The organism is Streptomyces sp. NPDC000075 (assembly GCF_040301925.1).
Classification (GTDB): Bacteria; Actinomycetota; Actinomycetes; order Streptomycetales; family Streptomycetaceae; genus Streptomyces; species Streptomyces polychromogenes.
Window position 1 is genome coordinate 1 of record NZ_JBEPFL010000062.1, and the last position, 24,337, is coordinate 24,337.

General features: G+C 71.4%; 24 protein-coding genes. 10 read left to right on the top strand and 14 right to left on the bottom strand.

What is annotated here, in order from left to right:
- The first annotated feature begins 162 nt into the window (after window positions 1-162).
- The gene (locus tag ABT403_RS37910) at window positions 163-741 is read left to right on the top strand and encodes a GNAT family N-acetyltransferase (protein WP_344162428.1); all 579 of its coding nucleotides are present in this window, start codon (window positions 163-165) and stop codon (window positions 739-741) included.
- Here ABT403_RS37910 and ABT403_RS37915 read toward each other — a convergent pair.
- The 7 genes from ABT403_RS37915 to ABT403_RS37945 all read right to left on the bottom strand — a co-directional run bounded on the left by ABT403_RS37915 (window position 738) and on the right by ABT403_RS37945 (window position 9,374).
- A complete protein-coding gene (locus ABT403_RS37915; protein WP_344162431.1) occupies window positions 738-2,531 on the bottom strand; it encodes a type VI secretion protein in 1,794 nt (597 codons plus the stop codon). The two genes, ABT403_RS37910 and ABT403_RS37915, sit on opposite strands and share 4 nt — an antisense overlap.
- 5 nt (window positions 2,532-2,536) lie before the next feature.
- Window positions 2,537-3,955 carry an ATP-binding protein gene (locus tag ABT403_RS37920; RefSeq protein WP_344162434.1) on the bottom strand — a complete coding sequence of 473 codons (1,419 nt, stop codon included), beginning with the start codon at window positions 3,953-3,955 and terminating at the stop codon, window positions 2,537-2,539.
- Window positions 3,956-3,973: 18 nt separating this feature from the next.
- Window positions 3,974-5,533, bottom strand: a complete 1,560-nt coding sequence (locus ABT403_RS37925) for an SCO6880 family protein (RefSeq protein ID WP_344162437.1) — start codon at window positions 5,531-5,533, stop codon at window positions 3,974-3,976.
- Window positions 5,530-6,930 (bottom strand): hypothetical protein, encoded by a 1,401-nt coding sequence (locus tag ABT403_RS37930; protein WP_344162440.1) that lies wholly within the window; start codon window positions 6,928-6,930, stop codon window positions 5,530-5,532. Before ABT403_RS37930 ends, ABT403_RS37925 begins: the two co-directional genes overlap by 4 nt.
- The gene (locus ABT403_RS37935; RefSeq protein WP_344162443.1) at window positions 6,920-7,741 is read right to left on the bottom strand and encodes a DUF8175 domain-containg protein; all 822 of its coding nucleotides are present in this window, start codon (window positions 7,739-7,741) and stop codon (window positions 6,920-6,922) included. Before ABT403_RS37935 ends, ABT403_RS37930 begins: the two co-directional genes overlap by 11 nt.
- Window positions 7,742-7,846: 105 nt before the next feature.
- Window positions 7,847-8,155 (bottom strand): DUF8827 family protein, encoded by a 309-nt coding sequence (locus ABT403_RS37940; RefSeq protein ID WP_042818271.1) that lies wholly within the window; start codon window positions 8,153-8,155, stop codon window positions 7,847-7,849.
- Between the two features lie 334 nt (window positions 8,156-8,489).
- On the bottom strand, window positions 8,490-9,374 hold the full coding sequence (locus ABT403_RS37945; RefSeq protein ID WP_425580233.1) for a pentapeptide repeat-containing protein: 885 nt from the start codon (window positions 9,372-9,374) through the stop codon (window positions 8,490-8,492).
- 6 nt (window positions 9,375-9,380) lie between these two features.
- Here ABT403_RS37945 and ABT403_RS37950 point away from each other — a divergent pair, with 6 nt between their 5' ends.
- From ABT403_RS37950 to ABT403_RS37970, 5 genes are all read left to right on the top strand, one after another.
- Complete coding sequence (locus tag ABT403_RS37950) at window positions 9,381-9,989, top strand: LysE family translocator (protein ID WP_344162452.1); 609 nt, start codon at window positions 9,381-9,383, stop codon at window positions 9,987-9,989.
- Window positions 9,990-10,051: 62 nt separating this feature from the next.
- Window positions 10,052-10,843 carry a thioesterase family protein gene (locus ABT403_RS37955; protein ID WP_344162455.1) on the top strand — a complete coding sequence of 264 codons (792 nt, stop codon included), beginning with the start codon at window positions 10,052-10,054 and terminating at the stop codon, window positions 10,841-10,843.
- 94 nt (window positions 10,844-10,937) lie between these two features.
- Complete coding sequence (locus ABT403_RS37960; protein WP_344162458.1) at window positions 10,938-12,629, top strand: serine/threonine-protein kinase; 1,692 nt, start codon at window positions 10,938-10,940, stop codon at window positions 12,627-12,629.
- A 76-nt stretch (window positions 12,630-12,705) separates the two neighbouring features.
- Entirely contained in the window at window positions 12,706-13,713 is a 1,008-nt protein-coding gene (locus ABT403_RS37965) for a C40 family peptidase (protein WP_425580267.1), read from the top strand.
- A gap of 202 nt (window positions 13,714-13,915) precedes the next feature.
- Complete coding sequence (locus tag ABT403_RS37970) at window positions 13,916-14,614, top strand: phosphatase PAP2 family protein (protein ID WP_344162464.1); 699 nt, start codon at window positions 13,916-13,918, stop codon at window positions 14,612-14,614.
- Between the two features lie 132 nt (window positions 14,615-14,746).
- On the opposite strand, the gene ABT403_RS37975 is transcribed toward ABT403_RS37970, so the two are convergent.
- Both ABT403_RS37975 and ABT403_RS37980 read right to left on the bottom strand, forming a co-directional pair.
- On the bottom strand, window positions 14,747-14,980 hold the full coding sequence (locus ABT403_RS37975) for a hypothetical protein (RefSeq protein ID WP_344162467.1): 234 nt from the start codon (window positions 14,978-14,980) through the stop codon (window positions 14,747-14,749).
- A gap of 66 nt (window positions 14,981-15,046) precedes the next feature.
- Window positions 15,047-15,268, bottom strand: a complete 222-nt coding sequence (locus ABT403_RS37980) for a hypothetical protein (protein ID WP_344162470.1) — start codon at window positions 15,266-15,268, stop codon at window positions 15,047-15,049.
- 142 nt (window positions 15,269-15,410) lie between these two features.
- Here ABT403_RS37980 and ABT403_RS37985 point away from each other — a divergent pair, with 142 nt between their 5' ends.
- Window positions 15,411-16,268 carry an SCO4651 family lipoprotein gene (locus ABT403_RS37985; RefSeq protein ID WP_344162472.1) on the top strand — a complete coding sequence of 286 codons (858 nt, stop codon included), beginning with the start codon at window positions 15,411-15,413 and terminating at the stop codon, window positions 16,266-16,268.
- A 148-nt stretch (window positions 16,269-16,416) separates the two neighbouring features.
- A complete protein-coding gene (locus ABT403_RS37990) occupies window positions 16,417-16,569 on the top strand; it encodes a hypothetical protein (protein ID WP_344162474.1) in 153 nt (50 codons plus the stop codon).
- Between the two features lie 25 nt (window positions 16,570-16,594).
- Here ABT403_RS37990 and ABT403_RS37995 read toward each other — a convergent pair whose 3' ends face one another.
- Window positions 16,595-16,915, bottom strand: a complete 321-nt coding sequence (locus tag ABT403_RS37995) for a metal-sensitive transcriptional regulator (protein WP_045949931.1) — start codon at window positions 16,913-16,915, stop codon at window positions 16,595-16,597.
- Window positions 16,916-17,107: 192 nt separating this feature from the next.
- Between ABT403_RS37995 and ABT403_RS38000 the strand changes: the two genes are divergently transcribed.
- On the top strand, window positions 17,108-17,728 hold the full coding sequence (locus ABT403_RS38000; protein ID WP_042818429.1) for a DUF47 domain-containing protein: 621 nt from the start codon (window positions 17,108-17,110) through the stop codon (window positions 17,726-17,728).
- Window positions 17,729-17,733: 5 nt separating this feature from the next.
- The gene (locus tag ABT403_RS38005; protein ID WP_344162487.1) at window positions 17,734-18,735 is read left to right on the top strand and encodes an inorganic phosphate transporter; all 1,002 of its coding nucleotides are present in this window, start codon (window positions 17,734-17,736) and stop codon (window positions 18,733-18,735) included.
- A 140-nt stretch (window positions 18,736-18,875) separates the two neighbouring features.
- Here ABT403_RS38005 and pstB read toward each other — a convergent pair whose 3' ends face one another.
- From pstB to pstS, 4 genes are all read right to left on the bottom strand, one after another.
- Window positions 18,876-19,652: a phosphate ABC transporter ATP-binding protein PstB gene (pstB, locus tag ABT403_RS38010; protein WP_344162490.1), complete on the bottom strand. Its 777-nt coding sequence runs from the start codon at window positions 19,650-19,652 to the stop codon at window positions 18,876-18,878.
- Window positions 19,653-19,681: 29 nt separating this feature from the next.
- Entirely contained in the window at window positions 19,682-20,764 is a 1,083-nt protein-coding gene (pstA, locus tag ABT403_RS38015) for a phosphate ABC transporter permease PstA (RefSeq protein WP_344162493.1), read from the bottom strand.
- Window positions 20,764-21,753 carry a phosphate ABC transporter permease subunit PstC gene (gene pstC / locus ABT403_RS38020; RefSeq protein WP_344162496.1) on the bottom strand — a complete coding sequence of 330 codons (990 nt, stop codon included), beginning with the start codon at window positions 21,751-21,753 and terminating at the stop codon, window positions 20,764-20,766. Before pstC ends, pstA begins: the two co-directional genes overlap by 1 nt.
- 182 nt (window positions 21,754-21,935) lie before the next feature.
- Window positions 21,936-23,075 (bottom strand): phosphate ABC transporter substrate-binding protein PstS, encoded by a 1,140-nt coding sequence (gene pstS, locus ABT403_RS38025; protein ID WP_344162499.1) that lies wholly within the window; start codon window positions 23,073-23,075, stop codon window positions 21,936-21,938.
- Between the last annotated feature and the right edge of the window lie 1,262 nt (window positions 23,076-24,337).

Sequence of the window (24,337 nt, forward strand, 5' to 3'; positions counted from 1 at the left end):
GGGGGGACCCTGTGGGAGAGTAGGACGCCGCCGAACAATCATTGTGGGAAAGCCCCGCACCAGTCATGGTGCGGGGCTTTTCTGCGTTTACGGCCGTTTACGGGCAGATGGCCGTCATTAATGCGTTGACCTGCGGCGACCGGCACGTTTGGATGCGTGTGCATGGAGCAGCAGAAGCAGCAACAGCACGTGATCCGGGCCGTACGGGCCGACGAATGGCAGAAGGTCAGGGACCTGCGGCTGGACGCCTTGCGCGACCCCGTGGCCTCGCTGGCCTTCCTGGAGACCGTCGAGGAAGCCGCCGCCAAGCCCGACGAGTTCTGGCAGGACCGGGCGGCCGGCGCGGCCGAGGGCGTCCACGTCCGGCAGATCATCGCCGAGGCGCCCGACGGGCAGTGGAACGGGTCCGTGACCGTGTTCATCGAGAGCCAGGGGTCCACCGACTTCCTTGAGCGGGTCGTCGAGGCCCACCAGGGGCACGTCGTCGGCGTGTTCGTGCGGCCCGGGCAGCGCGGGAGCGGGCTCACCGACGCGCTGTTCGACGCGGCGCTGGAATGGGTGTGGCAGCGGGAGGAGCCGGCGCTGGACCGCGTACGCCTCTTCGTGCACGAAGACAACGAGCGGGCCGGCGGGTTCTACCGGAAGTTCGGGTTCCAGCCGAGCGGGCTCGTCATCCCCAAGCCGGACGACCCGACCGCCAAGGAGCACGAGTACGTGTTCACGCGCCCGCAGGCCGGCTAGCCGGCGGCGACGGGCCACTCCGGCCAGCGGCCGCGGGCCTGTTCGCGGCTGCGGCACAGGGCCAGCAGCGGCAGCCTCTCGTCGTCGAGGAGCTCGGGCAGCCGGGGGACGGGGGCGACGGCCGCCACGTCCTCCAGGACCAGCGTCATTGGTGGGTCGAGCCGACCGCGGGATGACCGTGCGGCCATGCGACGGCCGTGCTCGACCACGTGCGAGGCGAGTGCGGTGAGCAGGGGCATGGCACCCGGCCGGGTGCGGGGATCCTCCACGGACTCACCCACTACGTAGAGGGTGCCCCCTTCGGCGGCGAACGATGCGAGCGCGAGCGCGTCCGTTCGGTTGGGGTTGCAGGCCTCGCGGATGTGGATCGAGGTCAGGCAGGAGAGGGCCCGGGCCGTCAGGTACTGGGCCTGCTCGCGACGTTCGGAGTGGGCGATGAGGGCGCTCTCGAGTTCGCCGGCGGCGCCCGGTGCGGCCTGGGGGTGCGTGCGCAGGATCCGTACCGGTTCCTGGGAGCCGTTGCCCTGGGCCCAGCGGGCCAGTTGCTTGAAGGGGAGGCCGTCGAGGGCGGCCGCCTGGAGCCAGCTGCGCAGCAGGGTCTCCGCGGTGTCGGCGACTGCGGCGTCGAGGCGGGCCTGGGGGCGTACGGGGGCCAGCAGGGCGATCGCGCGGGCGGCGGCGGTGTCGCGGTCGGCGCACCCGTCGGCGGGGTTCCAGTGCATGCGGGCCGGGGTGTCGCACAGGTGCGAGGGGTCGTAGAGGAGGACCGGGCCGAGTTTGGCGCGGGCGTCCTTGGTGTCCTGCCAGAGGGCGGGGGAGGACGTGACCACCAGGACGGGGCCTTCGGCGCCGGAGATGGCCTGGGCGGCGAGGTGGTGGCGCTCGGCCGGGGGCGCGTAGGCGAGCCGGTGGGCCGGGGGCGGTGCGGTGGTGCGGGCCGGCGGGGCGTAGCCGAATCCGTAGCGGTAGGCCTCCTGGGCCGGGGGGCGGGTGTCGCGGGCCCTGGTGCGTGCGGGGGCCGGTGCGGAGACCGGGGCGTGCGCGGGCGGCTCCGTCTGGTGGGGGGCCGGGGCAGGCGCGGGGTGTGGCCCGGGCAGGTGCGGGCCGGCCGGGGTCAGTGTGTCCCGGGGCGGTGTGGTGTTCCCGGCCGGGATCCGGTCCGCGTCGGAGGGGGAGGCGGTGTGTGCGTCCGAAGACGTGGACGGGGACTGGTGCGGGTGGGCCGTGCCGGTGGCGAGGGCCGGGGCCGGCTTCGCGTACGGGGCCGGGTCCTGGCCCGGAATCGGCTGCCGGTCCCGGGTCTGCGGGGAGGCGTCCTCGTGCCCCTGTCCCCGGGAGGGGCCCGGGTCGCGGGGCCGGCCGGGCTGGGCGGGGACTGGTGCGGAGTCCGGGTCGGGGCCCGGGGCGTGCTTCTGCTGCCGGGCGCGGGTGCGGCGGGCTTTCGTGCGGGCGACCACGCCCATGGTGAAGATCGTCAGCACCAGGAGGACCAGGAGCTGGCTGATGAACAGGCCCCAGAACAGCCCCCAGCCCGAGAGGGCCGTGGGGTCGGTGTCGGGCCAGGCGCCGGGGATGTCGTGCGGTTGCGCTATCAGGGCGCGGACGGCCCCCGGGGTGCGGGTGAAGGTGACCGTGGCCGGCCAGGCGCCCTTCGCGAAGAGGGCCGCGAGGCCGGTGGCCGACCAGACCAGGACGGCCAGGCCGAGGAGGAAGGCCAGGAGGCCGACCAGTGCTCCGTCGGGGATGCCGCCGCCGCGTGCGCGGGGCTCCGTACCTCTGGCGTCGTGCATGCCGGTCAGGCCACCGTGGTCGCGGATCCGGGGCCGGTGCCCCGCTGGCGTTCGATGTACAGGGCGCGTTCCTCGGCTTCGAGTTCGGCGGCCAGCAGGTCCTCGGGGAGCTGCTGGGGGGTGGAGGACTCCGTCATCGCGCGGTCCGTGTAGACGAGGGGGCGTTCGGTCTCGGTGATCAGGTGTTTGACCACCTGGACGTTGCCGTTGACGTCCCAGACGGCGATGCCGGGGGTGAGGGTCGGGATGATCTCGACGGCCCAGCGCGGGAGGCCGAGGACGCGGCCCGTGGCGCGGGCCTCGTCGGCCTTCTGGGCGTAGATGGTGCGGGTCGAGGCCATTTTGAGGATGGCCGCGGCCTCGCGGGCGGCGGCTCCGTCGACGACGTCGGAGAGGTGGTGGACGACGGCGACGAAGGACAGGCCGAGGCGGCGGCCGAACTTCAGGAGGCGCTGGAACAGCTGGGCCACGAAGGGGCTGTTGATGATGTGCCAGGCCTCTTCGACCAGGAAGATCCGTTTTTTCCGGTCGGGGCGGATCCAGGTGTGTTCCAGCCACACGCCGACGATCGCCATGAGGATGGGCATGGCGATGGAGTTGCGGTCGATGTGGGAGAGGTCGAAGACGATGAGGGGGGCGTCGAGGTCGATGCCGACCGTCGTCGGGCCGTCGAACATGCCGCGCAGGTCGCCGTCGACGAGGCGGTCGATGACGAGTGCGACGTCGAGGCCCCAGGCCCGGACATCGTCTATGTCGACGTTCATCGCGAGGGCGGACTCGGGTTCGGGGTGGCGCAGCTGTTCGACGATGTCGGTGAGGACGGGCTGGCGGTCCTGGATGGTGTCGACGACGTAGGCGTGCGCGACCTTGAGGGCGAAGCCGGAGCGTTCGTCGAGGCCGTGGCCCATCGCCACTTCGATGATGGTGCGGAGCAGCGCGAGCTGGCCGGTGGTGGTGATCGCCGGGTCGAGGGGGTTGAGGCGGATCCCGTCGTCGTTGGCGGCGATGGGATCCAGGCGGATGGGGGTTATCCCCAGCTGCTGGGCGATGAGGTTCCATTCGCCGACGCCGTCCTCGCCCTGGGCGTCGAGGACGACGACCTGGCGGTCGCGGAAGCGGAGCTGGCGCAGGACGTACGTCTTCTCCAGTGCCGACTTGCCGTTGCCGGATTCGCCGAGGACGAGCCAGTGGGGGGCCGGGAGCTGCTGGCCGTAGAGCTGGAAGGGGTCGTAGATGTAGCCCTTGCCGCTGTAGACCTCGCGTCCGATGATCACGCCGGAGTCGCCGAGGCCGGGGGCGGCGGTGGGCAGGTAGACGGCCTGGGCCTGGCCGGTGGAGGTGCGGACGGGCAGGCGGGTGGTCTCGACCTTGCCGAAGAGGAAGCTGGTGAAGGCGTCCGTCAGCGCGGACATGGGATCTCGCATGGCGGCTCTTCCTTCCGGCTAGCGTCGGATGCCGGTGGCGAACGGCAGGGTGTTGACGAAGGCGCGGTGGTGCTCGCGGTCGCACCACTCGAGTTTCAGGTAGGACTTGCCGGCGGAGGCGCGGATGGTGCGCTTGTCGCGGGCGAGGGCTTCGGGGGAACGTGAGGACACCGTGATGTACCCGACGAGGTTGACCCCGGCAGCGCCGCTGGCGAGATCTTCACCCCTCTGGTCGAGCCGGCCGTGTGCGGCGATGTCGCGGGGGTCGACGGTGCGGTTCATCTTGGCGGCGCGGGAGGCGTCGGCCTCGTCGTTCGTCTTCTCGGTGAGCATGCGCTCGATGGCGATCTCGGTGGGTTCGAGGTCCATGGTGACGGCGACGGTGCGGATGACGTCCGGGGTGTGGACGAGGAGGGGCGCCAGGAAGTTCACGCCGACGGGGGTCATCGGCCATTCCTTGATCCAGGCGGTGGCGTGGCACCAGGGGGCGCGGGTGGAGGATTCGCGGGTCTTGGCCTGGAGGTAGGTGGGCTCCACGGCGTCGAGCTCGGCGGGCCAGGCGTTGCGCTTGGTCATGGCCTGGATGTGGTCGATCGGGTGGTCCGGATCGTACATGGAGTGCACGAGGGAGGACAGACGTCCCTGGCCGAGGGGCTGGCGGACGCGGATGTCGGCCTCGGCGAGGCGGGCGCAGATGTCGGTGAGCTCGCGGGCCATGACGATGGCGAGACCGGCGTCGCGGTCGAGCTTGCGGCCCTTGGTGCTGCCGGCGCGGGCGATGGTGGTGGCCTCGGCGGCGAGCTCGCGGGTGTAGTGCATGCAGGCGACGAGGTAGGCGCGGTGCTGCTCCGAGGAGGTGGAGACCATCGACTGGAGCTGGTCGTAGGAGTCGCGCAGCCAGGTGGGGGCCGTGGTGTCTCCGCGCTGGGCGACGTCCTTGGCGTGGGCGTCGGGGTCGGCGGGGAGGGTGCGGGCGAGCATCTGGAGGCGGGTGACGAAGCCGTCGCCGTTGGCGACGTGCTTGAGGAGGGTGCCGAAGCGGTCGACGAGGGCTTCCTGGTCCTCGCTGTCGCGCAGGCCGACGCCGGGGCCCTCGATCTCGATGGCGGCGGTGACGGTGCGGCGGTCGGCGTGGAGGAGGACGGCGATCTCGTCGGGGCCGAAGGGGGCGGCGAGCCAGTTGATGCGGCCGATGCCGGGGGGCGGGCCGACCTCGACCTCGCGGCCGTCGGCGGCGCGGGTGCCGGCCTCCATGGCGGAGGAGCGGTAGGTGGTGCCGCGGCGGAGGGTGCGCTTGTAGCTGCGGCTGATCTCGAACCACCGGTAGAAGGTGCGGCCCTTGTAGGGGACGTACACGGCGGCGAGGGCGAGCAGGGGGAAGCCGGCGAGGGTGACGATGCGCAGGGTGAGGTCGGGGACGAGCAGTCCGCTCATCATGCCGAGGAACGCGCCGACGATGATCAGGGCGATCTCGCCGGTTTCGCGGTTCTTGCCGACGATCGCGTTCGGCCGGGCCCGGCCGATGAGATACGTGCGGCGGGGCGCGATGGGGTGGATCTGGTGGGACTGGGTCGTCAACGCCCGTCACCTCCTGTGTTCCTCGTGCTCGTGCTCTGGCCGGTGCGGGGCGGGGGTGCGGCGGGCGGGAGGTTTCCGCCGGCGGCCCCGCTGCCGGAGCCGCGGCTGCTGTGGGCGGCCATGCCTCCGGAGATCTGGTTGGCGTCGCCGCCGGTGGGGCCGCCGCCTCCGGCGCGGTGGGCGCCGCCGCGGCTGCTGTGGGTCTTGATGCCCTGGGAGACGAGGGAGGCCGGGGAGCTGATGACGGCGGCGGCCTGGGCGCCGTCGGTGGCCTGCTTGCGGTTGCTGCGGGCGGAGGCGATTTCGTCGCCGAAGCCGGGCACGAACCGGTAGATCATGGCGGAGGCGAAGATCGCCAGGAGGATGATGGCGAGGCCGGAGACGACGGCGGAGAAGGCGTTGGGGCCCTTCTCTCCGGCGAGGGCTCCGGCGAGGCCGAGGACGATGACGATGACCGGCTTCACGAGGATGACGGCGATCATGATGCCGGCCCAGCGGCGGACGTGGCCCCACATGTTGCGGTCGACGAGTCCGGCGTAGACGACGGTGCCGAGGAGGGCGCCGACGTAGAGCAGGGCGGCGCGGATGACGAGCTCCAGCCAGAGGACGCCTGCGGCGAGGACGGTGACGAGGGCGACGACGATCAGCATGATCGGGCCGCCGCCGATGTCCTCGCCCTTCTTGAGGGCGTCGGTGAAGGAGCCGAAGAAGACGTCGCTCTGGCTGCCGGTGGCGGAGGCGATGACGTCGGTGACGCCGTCGGTGGCGGAGACGACGGTGTAGAGGATCAGGGGGGTGAAGGCGGAGGCGAGGACGGTCAGCCAGAGGAAGCCGATGGCCTCGGAGAGGGCGGTGGAGAGGGGGACGCCGCGGATGGCGCGCTTGGCGACGGCCAGGAGCCACAGGACGAGGGTGAGGACGGTGCTGGCGGCGAAGACCACCGCGTACTGCTGGAGGAAGGCGGGGTTGGTGAAGTCGACGTTGGCGGTGCCCTTGACGGCTTCGCTGAGCTTCCCGACGATCCACGCGGCGGCGTCGGCGCAGCCGCGGGCTAGGGAGGCGAGGGGGTTGAGGGCGTCGGTGGGGCTGTCCGGCGAGAGGCCGGTGCCGGCTCCCGTTCCGGGGCTCGTGCCGCCGACCTGGCGTTCGCAGTCCTCCTTGAGGGGGCCGATGACGCCTTCGCACTTGGAGGGTGCGGGGGTGCCGGACGGGGATCCCGAAGGGGAGCCGGAGGGGCTGGGGTTCGGGCTGGGGGCCGCGTAGGCGCGGGCGGACAGCAGTACCGCCGTCGTCTGGAGGGCGGTGAGGGCCGCCGCGGTGCGGAGGGAGCCGCGGGCCGCTGCGGCGCGGAGGGCGGTGCGGGCACGTCCGGGCGTACCGGGGCGGCTACCGGGCATAGGTGAACCCTCCGAACTCCTGGACGGCCTTGCTGATGTCGTCGGACGTGGACGCGGCGACGTCGCCGGGGACCGGTGCGGGGCCGTCCTGCTGGCTGTCGGAGGCGACCTTCCAGTCGTTTCCGGCCCAGGTCAGTTCGAACGTCCAGGTCTTCCAGGTGGTACGCACCGGGGCGGTGGACTTGGCGCCGGACATGCCGACCAGGCCCGTGTACCAGACGGAGACCTTCGCCGTGGTCGGGCCGTAGCTCTCGACGCGGGTGCCGACCGGGACGGAGCGGGTGACGAAGACGCTGCCCTGTGGGGCGTTGCCGTTCGCGTCGAGGCCGAGGGTGGCGAGGAAGGCGGGGGAGTACGCGGCGTCCTGCTGGCCCTTGCGCTGGGCGGCCGCCTCCGGGGTGTAGATGCCGTCGACGAGGGTGTGGCGGACGTCCTTCTTGAGCATGCCGTCAGAACCCAGGGCCACCGTGTAGTTCGCGGCCGCGGATTGGGCGCCCTGTTCGTCGTGGGCGAAGCCCTTGGGGACGCCGGCGGATTTGGCGGTGACCGGGGCGGTGCCCGTGGGGGCGGTGGGGTTGGTGGTTGGGGGTTTGTCCGAGGTGGGGGTGGTCGGGGTGTCGTGGGACTGGTTCGCGAAGGCGATGGCGGCGATGAGCAGGACCACGACACCGACCACCGTGATCAGGCCGCGCGAGGCGCGGGGGGTGCGGCGGGGGGTGCCGTAGGGGTCGGAGGGGGAGTCCGGGAGGCGGGTGCGGGTTTGGCCCGTACCGCCCACGGCGCCCCCGCCGTACTGGTCGTCGTTGCTCATTGCCTGTCGTCCGCCCCCTCAACGTCGTACGACGGTAGCGCTTGTTTCCGCGCAGGCGCGGTGTGGTGATTCCTCATCAGGGTGCGGCCGGCCGCGGTGGTCCTGCTAGACGGCCATTCCGTAGACGATCGTGAAGAGGGTGCCGAGGGAGCCGATGATGAAGACTCCGGTGAGCCCGGCCACGATCAGGCCCTTGCCCTGTTCCGCGCTGAACGTGTCGCGCAGGGCGGTGGCGCCGATGCGCTGCTTGGCGGCGCCCCAGATGGCGATGCCGAGGCAGAGGAGGATCGCCACGGCCATGATGACCTCGATCATGACCTTCGCTTCGTTGCCGAGACTGCCGAACGGCCCCCAGTTCGGGGCGATTCCGCCGATGATGGTGGTGATGTCGCCCTTTTCGGCTGCCAGGATCATGTAACTCACCGCCCCTGTATGGGTAGTTCCGGTAGCCCGTGCCCGATGGCAGGGGCTACGCACTATCTTCGCTGATGAAACGTCGGCCGTCGTCGACTTGGCCGGTCTCTTTACCCGATGTCCCGGGTGCCGGACCGTGTGTGCGCGGGTGTGCGGTCGTACGCATGGCCTGACCTGGTCACTCTGTGTATCACGGGGGGTGACCTCGGGCAATGACTGGCGGCCCGGCGGGTGGCGCGCCGTGGTCGTGGCGCGGTCGTGGCGCTCGGGGGGCGTGTGGGTGCGTGCGGGGCGCACGGCGGTGGGGCGGGCGCCGGGTGCCCGGCGGGTGGGGTCAGGCCCAGTGGGCGGGGCGGGTGAGGGTCGGGGGGATCCGGGTCCCGGCGTTGCCCTGGGCGGCGTTCACCTGGGCCTGGGTGAGGAAGAGCGTGTCGCGGAGGTCGGCGTCGCGCAGGTTGGTGTCGCGGAAGTCCGCGCCGATCAGGTCGGCGCCGCGCAGGTCGGCGCGGCCGAGGTCGGCTGCGATGAGGTAGGCGCCGCGCAGGTTGGCGCCGCGCAGGTCGGCTCCGGCGAGGCGGGCGCCCATCAGGTCGGCGCCGTGGTGGTTCTTCTTGCGGCCCGGGGACTTGGCGCGGGCCAGTTCGCTCGCCTTGAGGAGGAGGGTGTTGATCTCCTGGCGGAGGGCGGGGACGTCGAGCGCGGCGAGGGTGTCCGCGTCCGCCCGGGTGAGGGCCTCGGTCCTGGTGAGGAGGGTGCGCAGGGCCGGGTGGAGGGGGGCGGCCGCCGGGAGGCCGAGGGCCGCGTCGACGTAGAAGAGCAGCTCGTGCAGCTGGCGCATGACGGGGAAGGCGTCGAACATCGCCTGCCGGGTCCCGGGGTGGGTGCGCCAGTCGCGGCCCTCGAAGGTGACCTGGGAGATCTGCTGGCCCGCGCCGAAGCAGTCGAAGACGGTGCAGCCCTGGAAGCCCTGGTCGCGCAGGCGGCTGTGGATGCCGCAGCGGAAGTCCTCCCGGAGGTTCTTGCAGGGGGTGCCGGCGGCCTTGTTCACCGCGAAGTCGGACGACTTGGCGAAGGGGAGGGCGACGCAGCAGAGCGCGAAGCAGTTCGCGCAGTCGGCCTGGAGGAGGGGGAGGGCGGGCAGGGCGGGGCGGGGAGAGCTGGACACCGGTCCATTGTCGCTCGAGGAGGTCTTGATCGGCGGACGGGGGGCGGTGAGCATCCGTGCATGACAGAAGTGATCGCGGTTGCCGTCATTACGCTGCTCGCCGTCGTGAGTCCGGGTGCGGACTTCGCCATGGTCGTGCGGAACAGCTATCTGTACGGGAGGTCCACCGGGCTCTTCGCGGCGGCGGGGGTCGCGGCGGGGGTGCTGGTGCACGTCTCGTACACCATGCTCGGGGTGGGGCTGCTGATCGCCTCGTCGACCGCCCTGTTCACGGCGATCAAGCTGGCGGGTGCGGGGTATTTGGTGTGGATCGGGATCCGTACCTTCCGGGCGCGGGCCGAGCTCACCGTGGACCTGGAGTCGAAGCCGGAGCTGACGCGGCTGGGGGCGCTGAGGTCCGGGTTCCTGACCAATGTGCTGAATCCGAAGACGACGTTGTTCGTGGTGTCGACGTTCACGCAGGTGGTGGATCCGCAGACGGCGGCCTGGCAGCAGGCCGGGTACGGGCTGTTCATGTCGGGGGCGCACCTGGTGTGGTTCGGGGCGGTGGCGCTGTTCTTCTCCCACTCGGCGCTGCGCGAGCGGATGCTGCGGGCGCAGAAGGCGCTGAACCGGGCGATCGGGTCGGTGCTGGTGGGGCTGGGGGTGGGGCTGGGGCTCGCCCGCTGAGGCGGGCGGCGGGGCGGTGGAGGTCTGGCGCCCCGGGTTACCTCTCGGTAGCGTGCGGCGGCATGGACGCTGACGGGTTCTACGAGCGGATCGGCGCGGGCCGCTTCCGGGCCACCGGGGCCACGCGCGGGCCGTGGGACGAGGGCGCGCAGCACGCCGGCCCGCCCGCCGCGCTGCTCGGGCGGGCGGTCGAGGAGCGGGCGGGGGCGCGCGGGGACATGAGGGTCGCGCGGATCACGTACGAGATCCTGCGGCCGGTGCCGATCGGGGAGCTGACCGTCGCCACGTCGGTGCTGCGGGCGGGGCGGGGGACCGAGGTGGTCGAGGCGGCCCTCACCCCGGCCGGCGCGGACGCGCCGGTGATGCTGGCGCGGGCGCTGCGGATCCGGGTGGCGGGTGAGCCGGTGCCGGCGGTGACCCAGGGGGCGCTGGTGGCGCCGCCGGGGGAGGTGGGGGTGACGCCGTTCTTCCCCGTGCCGTGGGAGACGGGCTACCACACGTCGATGGAGACCCGGTTCACGCAGGGGGCCTTCGTCGAGCCGGGGCCGGGGACCTGCTGGATGCGGATGCGGGTGCCGCTCGTGGCGGGGGAGGCGGTGCGGCCGCTGGACCGGGTGCTGGTCGCCGCCGACTCGGGGAACGGGATCAGCGCGGTGATGGACCTGCGGCGGTTCGTCTTCGTCAACGGTGATCTGAGTGTCCATCTGCACCGGTATCCCGTGGGGGAGTGGGTGTGCGTGGAGGCGCGGACGAGCGTGGACGCGGGCGGGATCGGACTGGCGGACGCGCGGCTGCACGATGAGAAGGGGCCGATCGGGCGGGGGGCGCAGAGCCTGTTCGTGGCGGCGCGCTGAGCGGCCGGCCGGGCGTCGGCCGCGTCGGCGAGGTGTGCGTACAGATCGTCAACCCGCCGTCGCCGCACGGCAGTCGGTGTGGCAGGCTCGCCGGATGGAGCCGCTCGGAGAGTTCGATCCCGCGTACATCGGAGCGCACGCGCTGCTGGCCCGCCTCGGGGCCGGCGGGATGGGGCAGGTGTATCTCGGACGGTCGCCCGGTGGGCGGCTGGTGGCCGTCAAGGTGGTGCGCGAGGAGATCACCGGGCATCCCGAGGCGCTGGCGCGTTTCCGGCGTGAGGCGCGGACGGTGCGGGCCGTGCGGTCCGCGTACACGGCGAACCTGATCGACGCCTCGCTGGAGTCGGCCCCGTACTGGCTGGCCACCGAGTACGTCGCGGGTCCCACGCTCGGCAACGCGGTCGGTGCGCGCGGGGCCCTGCCCCCGCAGACCTGTCGCCGCCTGGGCGCGGCGCTGGCGGAGGGCCTGGCGAGCGTGCACGCGTACGGGGTCACGCACCGGGACCTGAAGCCGCAGAACGTCATCCTCGGTGCGCAGGGTCCCCAGTTGATCGACTTCGGGATCGCGCACAACATCGGCGCGACGGCGCTGACCCAGGACGGGCAGGCGCCCGGCACGCCGGGGTACACGGCTCCGGAGGTGCTGCTGGGCGGTGAGACGGGAGCGGCTGCCGACGTGTTCGCGCTCGGCGCGACGCTGGCGTACGCGGCGACCGGGCGGCCGCCGTTCGGTACCGGGGTGGCGGCGACCGTGGGCTACCGGGCGGTGCACGAGCCGGTCGACGTGGCCGGGGTGGAGCCGGAGCTGGCCGCGCTGATCGAGGCCTGTGTGGCGAAGGATCCGGCCGCCCGCCCGGATCCGTCGGAGGTGATCCGGCGCTGCGGGGTGCGCGACGCGCTGCCGGACGACCCGGTGTACGCCGCGTTGCTGGCGTTGGGGGAGCCCGTCCCGCTGCACGAGATGCGGACGCAAGGCCCCGGGTACCCGTACGTGCCGACGTGGGGAGCCGTCCCGCCCGTGCCGGTGTGGCGCAGCGGGCGCCGGGCGGTGTGGGCCGCCGGGGGTACGGCCGTGGTCCTCGCGCTCGCCCTGGCGGCCTGGAAGCTGCTCCCTCTCGACGGGAACGGCGGCCCGGGCGGCCAGGCCCGTGGCGGGGGAGCGGCCGGCGCGGCCACGCCCTCGTCGGCCCCGGTGGCGCCGTCCGGCGGCGGTACCGCCGGTCCCGCCGCACCGGCCGCGTCCAAGGGCGGAGCCAGGCCTCCGGCCGAGTACATCGAGGACGACCGGATCTCGCACTACTTCTGGAAGCCGTCGGCCGATCCGGACATGGCGGCCCATGGCGTCGGGGAGTGCAACCAGCCCGCCGAGCAGAAGTCGCCCGGCGAGGGCATCCAGTACTCCGTCAAGGTGTCGGGGAAGTCCGTGGCCGTCGACATGCGGATCAAGTACGCGAACCTGAACCACACCAAGCCCGAGCCGTACTACGTGTCGGTGGCGGTCAGGTCCCCGCACGACCTGGATCCGCAGACGGGCACGCCCTTCAAGGTGGACAACAAGAGGGTCGGGTTCACCAGCAAGCCGGTCGACATCTACACCAAGTGGGACACGGGCGAGTTCCTGACCCTCACCTACCCGGACGACTTCGCGGAGCACGTGCAGGGCCGGACGTACGCCGGCGTGCCCGTCACCAACGACCCGGGGGACTGGACGCTGGTCTTCTACCACGTCGAAGATGACCCCACGAAGTACACGAGCATCGCGTGCTCGGGCTTCCGAGTGGGGTAGCGCGACCGGCGACACGGGCGATTCACACGTGAAAGCGACGGGGATGGGGGAGTGTTGACGGATGCGCAGATTCTGGATGGCAGGCGGAATCGGGATCGGGGTCTGTCTCGGCTTCCTCGTGCTCGTCGTGGTGGGCACCTACTCGGCGGCTGCCGGGATCGCGGGAGATGCGCGCGGTGGCCGGCCGCTCGGGCTGGTGAAGGGCGCGGTGCCCGGTAAGTACCAGGCGCTGGTGCAGAAGTGGGGCACCCTGTGCCCGGCGCTCACCCCCGCGCTGCTCGCCGCCCAGCTGTACTCCGAGAGCGGCTGGGACCCGAGGGCGGTCAGCCCGGCCGACGCCCGGGGGATCGCGCAGTTCATCCCCGGCACCTGGGCGGGCCACGGCATCGACGGGGACGGGGACGGGGACCGGGACATCTGGGACCCCAACGACGCCATCCCGTCGGCGGCCTCGTACGACTGCGAACTGGCCAAGGACGTGGCCAAGGTGCCCGGTGACGCGACGTCGAACATGTTCGCCGCCTACAACGCCGGTGCGTACGCGGTCATCAAGTACGGCGGCGTCCCCCCGTACAAGGAGACCCAGGGATACGTGAAGTCGATCACGGACCTGGCGAAGACCTTCGAACGCCCCGTCGGCCGCGTCTCGCCCTCTCAGCAGGCCGCCGGGGCCGTGTACTTCGCGCAGAAGCAGCTCGGGACGCCGTACCTGTGGGGTGGGGACGGGACAGCCGCGGACAACGGGCGGTTCGACTGTTCCGGGCTGACCAAGGCGGCCTACGAGACCGTGGGGGTCGAGCTGCCGCGTGTGGCCAACGACCAGTACAACGCCGGGTCCCATCCCGCGCGCAACGAGCTGCTCCCCGGTGATCTGGTGTTCTTCTCCGACGATCTGACGAACTCTCGGGAGATCCGGCACGTCGGGCTCTACGTGGGCGGCGGCTACATGATCAACGCCCCGTTCACCGGTGCCGTCATCCGCTTCGACAAGATCGACACTCCCGACTACTTCGGTGCCACCCGGGTGACGAAGGAGGGGGCGGAGGCCCTACCGGAGCGTTCGCCCGCCGCTCCCAAGGCCTAGCGACTCTCCGTGAAGCACAGGCCCTGAGCTGCGACGATGAGTCACTCTTGGATAACGTTGGCGTGATCATCCCGTGGAGAGTGGAACCATGCCCGTGGAACGGGCGTTCCATGGTCACGGGGGTTGATCGGCGGGGGGGTTGAAGAGGGCGCACACCGTCGTGCGCCCGCACGGGACCTAGGCAGGCAAGGGGCCGCGTCACATGGCTGGACTCACGACCGGTGGGCCGAATGTGGATGTCAGCCTGCTGTACCGGATCAACAGCGTCGCCCGGCACGCCCCCGACTGGCTCGACCGGGGCGTCGCCCTGCTCGCCTCCTACGGGCTGCCCCTCGCCATGGTCCTGCTCGTGCTGTGGTGCTGGCGCGGGGCGCGGCGGCAGGACGAGGCCGGCGCCGCCGAGTCCTTCGCCGCGCTGGTGTGGGCCCCGCTGGCCGCCGCGATCGCCCTGATGGTGAACGTGCCCCTGCGCGGGTTCGTGGCGCGGCCGCGGCCGTACATCGCGCACGAGGGGCTGGAGGTGCTCGGGGGCGTCGGCGCGGGGCCGGGCGCCGGGTTCTCCTTCGTCAGCGACCACGCCACCCTCGCGATGGCGGTGGGCATCGGGGTGTTCCTGGCCAACCGCCGGCTCGGGCTCGTCGGGATCGGGCTCGCGCTCGCCGAGGGGCTGTGCCGGGTCTATCTCGGCGTGCACTATCCGACCGACGTCATCGGGGGGTTCGCGCTCGGGACCGCCGTCGTGCTGATCCTCGCGCCGCTCGCCATGGCCGGACTGACCCCGCTGGCGCGGGCGCTCGCGCGGGCGCCGCGGCTGGGGTGGCTCGTACGGGGCCGGGAGCGGGTGGTGGCCCGGCCGGTGGAGCTGGCGCAGCGGCCGGCCGAGAGCGACCTCGCCGCCTGACCCTGACCCTGACCCTGACGCTCCGCTCGGACGGGCCCTACGGGTTCCACAGTGCGAGCAGTAGTGCCAGCAGCAGGCACAGGCCCGCCGCGCCGAAGCACAGCCGGACCGCCGTCGGACGCTGGCGGGGCGTCACGGATCGCCGCCCTCGCCGCCGCCCCGCTGCTCGGCCTCCTCACGGCGGTAGCGGGAGCGCAGCCACAGTCCGGTGGCCGTCGCCGCGGCGGTGGTGAGCCCGATGGCCAGCGCCACGTCGGCCGGCCCGTCCGCCGAGCCCACGGGGCGGGCCCAGGCGGCCGCGGCCGGGGTGAGCGCGATCAGCAGGGCCCAGAGGAGGGCCGCGACGCGGGGTGCGGTTCCTGGCATGGCTCCAGCGCAACCGGTTCCGGCCGTCCCGGCCAGCCGGGCAGGCCGAACGGGCGACCCGCCCGGTTACGCGGGCGAGGCGTGTCTCGTGGCGTCCTTGCGGGCGAGGTCGCGGGAGCGTCGGGCCGGGCCCGTCCAGCCGCAGCTGCAGACGGCCAGGCAGAAGGAGCCCCGCTCGGCGGTGCTCGTGGTGTGTCCGGTGGGCGTCCGGGCCGGTTCCGCGGGGTGACGCGGGTCGGGCACGGCGGTAAACGGAGCGATCTGGGTCGCCTTGGTGTGCGGATCCACGCCTCAACGGTACCGGGGGCGGCCCCGTGCGGGTACGGCCCCCGGCCACTTCCGGACCGTTACGGGAAACCCGGGACCTCGTTAACCGGAGCGGGTGGGGGCCTCGGGCAAACAGCGGTCATGCGTTGGGGGTTGGCAGGCGATGGTGGTGCACCAGCACAGGCGGCGACGGCGACGGCGTGCGGGCGAGGCGGTGCTCGCGGCCTGCGTGGCCGTCACCGTGGCCGCGCTGGGCGGATGCGGCGCCGCGAGCGGAACGGTGGCCGGCGGCGGGGCGGGCGACGCCCGGCCCCCCGGCGACCCGGCGGCGGCGGTCCGCGGGGCGGCCGACGCGCTGGCCGCCACCGGGAGCGCGCGGGCCCGTACGGCGATGGAGATGGCCACCGGCGGAACCCGGGTGACCATCCGGGGCGAGGGCGGGGTCGACTTCCGCAAGCGGATGGGCCAGCTGCTGGTGATGCTGCCCGCCGACGTGAAGGGGCAGCCCGAGCACCGGCCGATCACCGAGCTGCTCGTCCCCGGCGCGCTCTACATGAAGAACCGGGGCGCCGGGGTCCCCGACGACAAGTGGGTGCGCCTCGACACCGCCGCCCTCCCCGACGGGAACCTCGTCACCGGCGGCGCCACCGACCCGCTGGCCGCCGCCGAGCTGCTGCGGGGCGCGCAGGAGGTGACGTACGTGGGTGAGACGGACGTGGCCGGGACCAAGGTGCGCCACTACCGGGGGACGACGGACATCGGGCGGGCCGCGCAGAGCGCCTCAGCGGGGGTCAGGGAGGCGCTCCAGGCGGCGGCGAAAGGGTTCAGCAAGGACAGCGTGCCCTTCGACGCCTACCTGGACGAGCAGGGCCGCCTGCGGAAGATCCGGCACCGCTTCACGTACGTCAAGAATGGCGTGATCGATGTCTCGTCGACGACGCTGCTGTACGGGTTCGGCACCCCGGTGAGCGTCGTATTGCCCGCAGACGGGGACATTTACGCCGGCAAGATCGCCGAATAGCCGGCCGGAGCGGCCCGGGCGGTACGTCCGGGCCATGGCTCTCCTATCCGGAAATGGTCCATCCGTGTCATGCGCGGCACGAGCGGCGGTCCCTACGCTGGGAAGCCGGGTGCCGGACGGGCGATGGCGGCAGAGAGAGGTGGCACGCGTGACTCCCGCAGGCGGTACGACGGTGCAGGACCACGTGGCGCTCGCCGAGATCGAGCTCTGCGGGGAGCTGATCATCGCGGCCTCGGCCGCGGTCGAGGACCGGCTCAGCCAGGACCGGATCGACGAGGTGCTGATGGGGATGGGGCCGTAGCCCTGTCCGTTCCGCGGGGCGGGGACTAGCTGCGCAGGAGGCGGCCGATGGCCTTCGTGGCCTCTTCCACCTTCGCGTCGATCTCGGTACCGCCCTTGACGGCGGCGTCCGCCACGCAGTGGCGCAGGTGCTCCTCCAGGAGCTGGAGGGCGAAGGACTGGAGGGCCTTCGTGCTCGCCGAGACCTGGGTGAGTATGTCGATGCAGTAGACGTCCTCGTCGACGAGCCGCTGGAGGCCCCGGATCTGGCCCTCGATCCGGCGCAGCCGCTTGAGGTGCTCGTCCTTCTGGTGGTGGTAGCCGTGGACGGGAACGGCCCCGGAGCCCTCCGCCTCGATGGTCGTCATGAGTCCTCCCGTGGTCCGGAACGAGGGGGTATATACCCCTCTTGGGTATAGGTTACTTGGCCCGTGCCGCAGGGACTGGGATCCGTACGGCCCACTCTGCCTGATGGAGGACACCCGGGGACGCCGGTTAGCCGTGGCCGGGGGATGCGCCTAGCATCAGCCTGACCGAATCCAACACCCCGAGGACCTCACGTGCGATTTCGTCTGACCCCCAGGGAGACGAGCTTCTACGACATGTTCGCCGCATCCGCGGACAACATCGTCACGGGCTCCAAGCTCCTGATGGAACTGCTCGGAGCGGACCCCTCCGCCCGGGCCGAGATCGCGGAGCGGATGCGGGCGGCCGAGCACGCGGGGGACGACGCGACCCACGCGATCTTCCACCAGCTGAACTCGTCCTTCATCACGCCGTTCGACCGCGAGGACATCTACAGCCTGGCGTCGTCGCTCGACGACATCATGGACTTCATGGAGGAGGCCGTCGACCTCGTCGTCCTCTACAACGTCGAGGAACTCCCCAAGGGCGTCGAGCAGCAGATCGAGGTCCTGGCGCGGGCGGCCGAGCTGACCGCCGAGGCCATGCCGCACCTGCGGACCATGGACAACCTCACCGAGTACTGGATCGAGGTCAACCGGCTCGAGAACCAGGCCGACCAGATCCACCGCAAGCTGCTCGCCCAGCTCTTCAACGGCAAGTACGACGCCATCGAGGTGCTGAAGCTCAAGCAGATCGTCGACGTCCTCGAAGAGGCCGCCGACGCGTTCGAGCACGTCGCGAACACGGTGGAGACCATCGCCGTCAAGGAGTCCTGAACCCCGTGGACACCTTCGCTCTGGTCGTGACCATCGGTGTCGCCCTCGGCTTCACCTATACGAACGGCTTCCACGACTCCGCGAACGCCATCGCGACCTCCGTCTCGACGCGGGCGCTGACCCCGCGCGCGGCGCTCGCGATGGCCGCGGTGATGAACCTCGCCGGTGCCTTCCTCGGCAGCGGTGTCGCCCACACGGTCAGCAAGGGCCTGATCGAGACGCCCCACGGCAACCGGGGCATGTGGATCCTCTTCGCCGCCCTGGTCGGCGCGATCGTGTGGAACCTCGTCACCTGGTACTTCGGACTGCCCTCGTCCTCCTCCCACGCCCTGTTCGGCGGCATGGTGGGCGCGGCGCTGGCCGGCGGGATCGGCGTGCTGTGGGACGGGGTGCTCGAGAAGGTCGTCATCCCGATGTTCCTGTCGCCGGTCGTCGGCCTGGTCGTCGGCTACCTGGTGATGGTCGCCATCCTGTGGATGTTCCGCCGCGCCAACCCGCACAAGGCCAAGCGCGGCTTCCGCATCGCGCAGACGGTCTCCGCGGCCGGCATGGCCCTCGGCCACGGCCTCCAGGACGCCCAGAAGACCATGGGCATCGTGGTGATGGCCCTGGTCATCGCCGACGTGCAGGGCGCCGACGACCCGATCCCGGTCTGGGTGAAGATCGCGTGCGCCGTGATGCTGTCGCTGGGTACGTACGCGGGCGGCTGGCGCATCATGCGCACCCTCGGCCGCAAGATCATCGAGCTGGACCCGCCGCAGGGCTTCGCGGCGGAGACCACCGGCGCCTCGATCATGTTCGCCACGGCCTTCCTCTTCAAGGCGCCGATCTCCACCACCCACGTGATCACCTCGGCGATCATGGGTGTGGGTGCGACCAAGCGGGTCAACGCGGTCCGCTGGGGCGTGGCCAAGAACATCATCCTCGGCTGGTTCATCACCATGCCGGCCGCGGCCCTGGTCGCCGCGGTCTGCTTCTGGCTGGCCGACCTGGCCTTCGTCAGCTGAGTCCGGGAAGTTCTGGAAGTTCTGGAACGAGAAGCGGGCCGGCTCCCCCCACCCAGGGGGAGCCGGCCCTTTTTCCTTCCATCCTGCGGTGGCACCGCCATGCAGCACCGCAGGACGACCGCGCGAGCGGCCCCGGCGTTTTAGCCGAAGCGGCCCGAGATGTAGTCCTCGGTCGCCTGGACGGACGGGTTGGAGAAGATCCGGTCCGTGTCGTCGATCTCGATCAGCTTTCCGGGCTGGCCGACGGCGGCGAGGTTGAAGAAGGCGGTGCGGTCCGAGACGCGGGCCGCCTGCTGCATGTTGTGGGTCACGATGACGATCGTGAACCGCTCCTTGAGCTCGCCGATCAGGTCCTCGATGGCGAGGGTGGAGATCGGGTCGAGGGCGGAGCAGGGCTCGTCCATCAGCAGGACCTGCGGCTCGACCGCGATGGCGCGGGCGATGCACAGACGCTGCTGCTGGCCGCCGGAGAGGCCGGAGCCGGGCTTGTTCAGGCGGTCCTTGACCTCGTTCCAGAGGTTCGCGCCCTGGAGCGACCGCTCGACGATGTCCGTGAGCTCGGACTTCTTGTAGCTGCCGTTCAGGCGCAGGCCCGCCGCCACGTTGTCGAAGATCGACATGGTGGGGAAGGGGTTGGGGCGCTGGAAGACCATGCCGACGGTGCGGCGCACCGCGACCGGGTCCACGTTCGAGCCGTACAGGTTCTCGTCGTCCAGCAGCACCTTGCCCTCGACGCGGCCGCCGGGGGTGACCTCGTGCATGCGGTTCAGGGTGCGCAGGAAGGTGGACTTGCCGCAGCCGGAGGGGCCGATGAAGGCCGTCACGGAGCGGGGTTCCACGGTCATCGAGATGTCATCGATGGCCTTGTGGCTGCCGTAGAAGGCGGAGAGGCCGCTGACGTCGATTCGCTTGGCCATGAGGGGTCACTTCGCTTTCAGTGGTCGCGTCAGCGACCGGTCTTCGGGGCCTTCCAGCGGGCGATGCCGCGGGCCACCAGATTCAGGATCATGACGAAGGCGATCAGGACGAGCGCCGCGGCCCAGGCACGGTCGTAGGAGGCTTCACTGCCGACCTTGTACTGCTCCCAGATGTACAGGGGGAGCGAGGACTGGGCACCTTCGAAGGGGTTGCCGTTGATCAGCTGCGATCCGAAGACCAGCAGCATGATCGGCGCGGTCTCACCGGCGATGCGGGCGACGGCCAGCATGACACCGGTGGAGATGCCGCCGATGGCCGTGGGCAGGACGACCTTGAGGATCACGCGCCACTTCGGCACACCGAGGGCCAGGGCGGCCTCGCGCAGCTCGTTCGGGACGAGCTTGAGCATCTCCTCGGTGGAGCGGACGACGACCGGCATCATCAGGATCGACAGGGCCATCGCGCCGGCGAAGCCGGAGGGGCCGAAGCCGAGCATCAGGTTCCAGGTCGTCAGGATGAACAGGCCCGCGACGATGGAGGGGATGCCGGTCATGACGTCGACGAAGAAGGTGACGGCACGGGCGAGCCGGCCCTTGCCGTACTCGACCAGGTAGACGGCGGTCAACAGGCCGATGGGCGCCGCGATCAGGGTGGCGAGGCCGACCTGCTCCAGGGTGCCGAGCAGCGCGTGGTAGACGCCGCCGCCCTTCTCGAAGCTGGTCACGCCGTTCATGGAGTGGCTGAGGAAGTCCCCGTTCAGGGCCTTCATGCCGCGGCTGATCGTCGTCCACATCAGGGACAGCAGCGGGACGACCGCGAGGACGAAGCAGACCCAGACGACGGAGGTCGCGACGCGGTCCTTGGCCTGGCGGCGGTTCTCGACGACCGAGCTGGCGGTGTACGTGATCACGACGAACAGGAGGGCGGCGATCAGGCCCCACTGGACCTTGCTGTGCAGGTCGAAGACCAGGCCGATGACGCTGCCGAGGACGGCGGAGGCGACGGCGATGCCGGCGGGGGCCCAGCGGGGCAGGCCGCCGCGGGTCAGGCCGGCGGGGGAGGAGGACCGGCGGGCCGGAGCGGGCCGGTGGTCCTGGAGTGCGTGGCTCATCAGGCGTTCGCCCCCGAGAAGTCCTTGCGACGGGCGATGATTAGGCGCGCGGCGCCGTTGACCAGCAGGGTGAGCAGGAAGAGGACGAGGCCGGAGGCGATGAGCGCGTCACGGCCGAACTCGGTGGCCTCGTCGAACTTCGCGGCGATGTTCTGCGCGAAGGTGCCGCCGCCCGGGTCCAGGATGTGCCCGGAGATCAGGAAGCTCGGGGAGAGGACGGTGGCCACGGCCATGGTCTCGCCGAGCGCGCGGCCGAGGCCGAGCATGGAGGCGGAGATGACGCCGGAGCGGCCGAAGGGCAGCACCGACAGGCGGATGACCTCCCAGCGGGTCGCGCCGAGGGCCAGGGCGGCCTCCTCGTTCATGCGCGGGACCTGGAGGAAGACCTCGCGGCTGACGCTCGTCACGATCGGCAGGATCATGATCGCGAGGAGGATGCCGACGGTGAACAGCGAGCGGGCGACGCCGACCTGGGTCTTGTCGAAGACGTAGGTCCAGCCGAGGTACTGGTCGAGCCAGAGGTTCAGCCCGTTCAGCTGCGGCACGAGGAAGAGGGCGCCCCAGATGCCGTAGATGATCGACGGCACGGCGGCCAGCAGGTCGACCACGTACGCGAGGGGCGCGGCCAGCCTGCGCGGCGCGTAGTGCGAGATGAACAGGGCGATGCCGACGGCGATCGGAACCGCGATGGCCATCGCGATGATCGAGCTGACGACGGTGCCGAAGAGCAGGACGGCGATGCCGAAGACGGGGGGCCGGGCGGAGGCGTTCCAGTCGAAGGTGGTGAGGAAGTTCCCCTCGTTCTTCGACAGGGCGATGCTGGCCCGGTAGGTGAGGAAGGCGGCGATCGACGCCATGATCACCAGGAGCAGGATGCCGGAGCCCTTGGAGAGCCCCGAGAAGATCTTGTCACCGGCGCGGCCGGTGGACCTTGCGCTCTTGGAGACGGGCGGAGCCGGGTCTATTCGGGTGGGTGTGGTGGAAGCCATGGTCTTTCCGGTCTGTGTGGGGGGCGAGCCCCCTGGCGGCGGTGCACCGGATTCCCCCGGGTGGAGGGGGAGGGTCCCCGGGTCCGGCCCGCCCGGACGGGGGCGGGCCGGACCTCGGGGGTCAGGACTGAGCCTCGTGGCTCCGGAGCCCTGTGGCCTCGCGGCTTTCGGGCTTCAGGGCCTTACGCGAGGGACTTGATGACCTCGCGGACCTTGGTGTTGATCTCGGCCGGGATCGGGGCGTAGCCGTTCTCGGTGAGGGCCTTCTGGCCGGCGTCCGAGGCGGTGTACTCCAGGAAGGACTTCACGGTGCCGAGCGTCTCGGGCTTGTTGCCCTTGTCGCAGACGACCTCGTAGGTGACCAGGACGATCGGGTACGCGCCCTCGGCCTTGGTGGCGTAGTCGAGCTTGAGGGCCAGGTCCGAGCCGGTGCCGGTGACCTTGGCGGCGGAGATGGCCTTGGAGGCGTTCTCCGGGGTCGCCTTGACCGGGGCGGTGGCGCCGGTGTTCACGTCGACCGTCTTGATGCTCTGCGAGGTGGCGTAGGAGAGCTCGAAGTAGCCGATCGCGCCGTCGACGGCCTTGACCTGGGAGGCGACACCGGCGGAGCCGGACGCGGCCTGGCCACCGGGGGCCGGCCACTTCTTCGAGGCCTCGTAGGACCAGGCGTCGGGGGCGGCGGCCTTGAGGTACTTGCCGAGGTTCTCGGTGGTGCCCGAGTCCTCGGAGCGGTGGAAGGCCTGGATGGCGGTGGGGGGGAGGGTGACGCCGGGGTTCAGCTTCTTGATCGCCTCGTCGTCCCACTTCTTGATCTTGTCGTTGAAGATGTTGGCGATCGTGGCGGCGTCGAGGTTCAGCTTGTCCACGCCGGCGACGTTGAAGCCGAGGGCGATGGGGCCGCCGACCATCGGCAGGTTGATGCCCTGGCCGCCGGTGCAGATCTTCTTCGAGTCCTCGACCTGCTCGGGCTTCAGCGCCGAGTCCGAGCCGGCGAAGCCGACGGTGCCCTGGTTGAACGCGACGATGCCCTCGCCGGAGGAGGAGGACTTGTAGTTCACCTCGACGCCGGAGCAGGCGGCCATGTAGTTCTTGACCCACAGGTCGACGGCGTTCTTCTGGGCGGAGGAGCCCGAGGCGAGCAGCTTGCCCTTGGCGCCGTCGCACTTGATGTCGCCCGGGGCGGGGGCCGAGGCCTTCGGGGTGCCGTCGGCGCCGGTGTTCGTGTTGTCGTCCGAGCCGCACGCCGTGAGGACCAGGGCGCCGGACACGACGAGGGCCCCGAGGGCGGAGGCACGAAGCCGGTTCTTGCGCTGAAGCTTCACTGTTCGGGTGTTCCTTCCGGGGAGCCGCCGGCCGCTTTCTGTATCGGGGCGGCGTGCGAAGAGGACTACGTGGTGGGTGAGGTGCGGGACCGCTGTTTCCTGTTCGACTCGCACCGTGCGCTACCGAAATTAGGCAGAACAGGTGACGTCGTCGACGGGGGTTGGTGAACGGACGGTGAACCGTGGCGGGCGGGCGAGTGCGGATGGGGGGTTTTGTACCTGGGATTAAGCGGGCGTTATCCGCCCGTTATGGGGCCGTGACCTTACCCGGAGCGGGGCCGGGGATGTCACGCGGGGTGCCCCGGATGGCCGGGCGGGGGTGGCCGGATCTCGCGGGTGCGGGGTGGGGTGGGGTGGCCGCTGCTCGGCGGGGGTGGACCGCTGGGCGGGGCCGGACCGCTGGGCGGGGCCGGGGGAGGGCGGGGTCCCGGTGGGGCGGTCTCAGGGAGGGTTGGGGGTTTCCCGCCAGTCTCATCGTCCTTCCGCGTCGGGCCGCCCTGTCAAGGGCGCTCCTTCGTCGCGTCGCTTCGCGATGGCCTTCGGCCACCCTTGACAGGCCGACCCGCCGCGAAATGCCGAAGACTGCCGGGAACCCCCCAAAGGAACGGGACGGTCCGGAGATGGACATGCGGCGGGATCAGGGCCCCGTCGGGGTCGTCGGGACACGGCAGACCAGCCTTCCGGCCCCCCTCACCGTCAACCGGTGCCACCCCACGCACCAGATCGCTACGCGCTCCTCATCGCTTAGCGTCCGGCGGCCGTCTGGGGCCGCTACCCGCACGAACGGCCGATGAGATGGGCCTCCGGGGCCGCTGGGCGCCCCAGATCGCTACGCGCTTCTCTTTTCTCGGCGGCCATCGGCCGTCTTGGGCTGGTACCGGCACCACAAGCCAACCGGCAGAGCATCCCGGCCCAGGACGGCGGCAAGCCGCCGAGAAAAGAGAAGCGCGTAGCGATCTGGGGCGCCGATCCGCTCCGAATGGGCTCCTGATCGTCATTTCGTGCGGGTAGCGGCCCCAGACGGCCGGCGGACGCCGAAATGAGAGGAGCGCGTAGCGATCTGGTGCGTGGGCTGGCACCGATTGCCCCTCATGGGGGCCGGATGGCTGGTCTGCCGGCCCCCGGCCTGCCCGCCTGATCCCTGACACGGCCGCATGTCCATCTCCGGTCCGTCCCGTTCCTTTGGGGGTTTCCCGGCAGTCTTCGTTTTTCCGTGGCGGGACGGTCTGTCAAGGGTCGCCGCAGGCGATCGCGAAGCGACG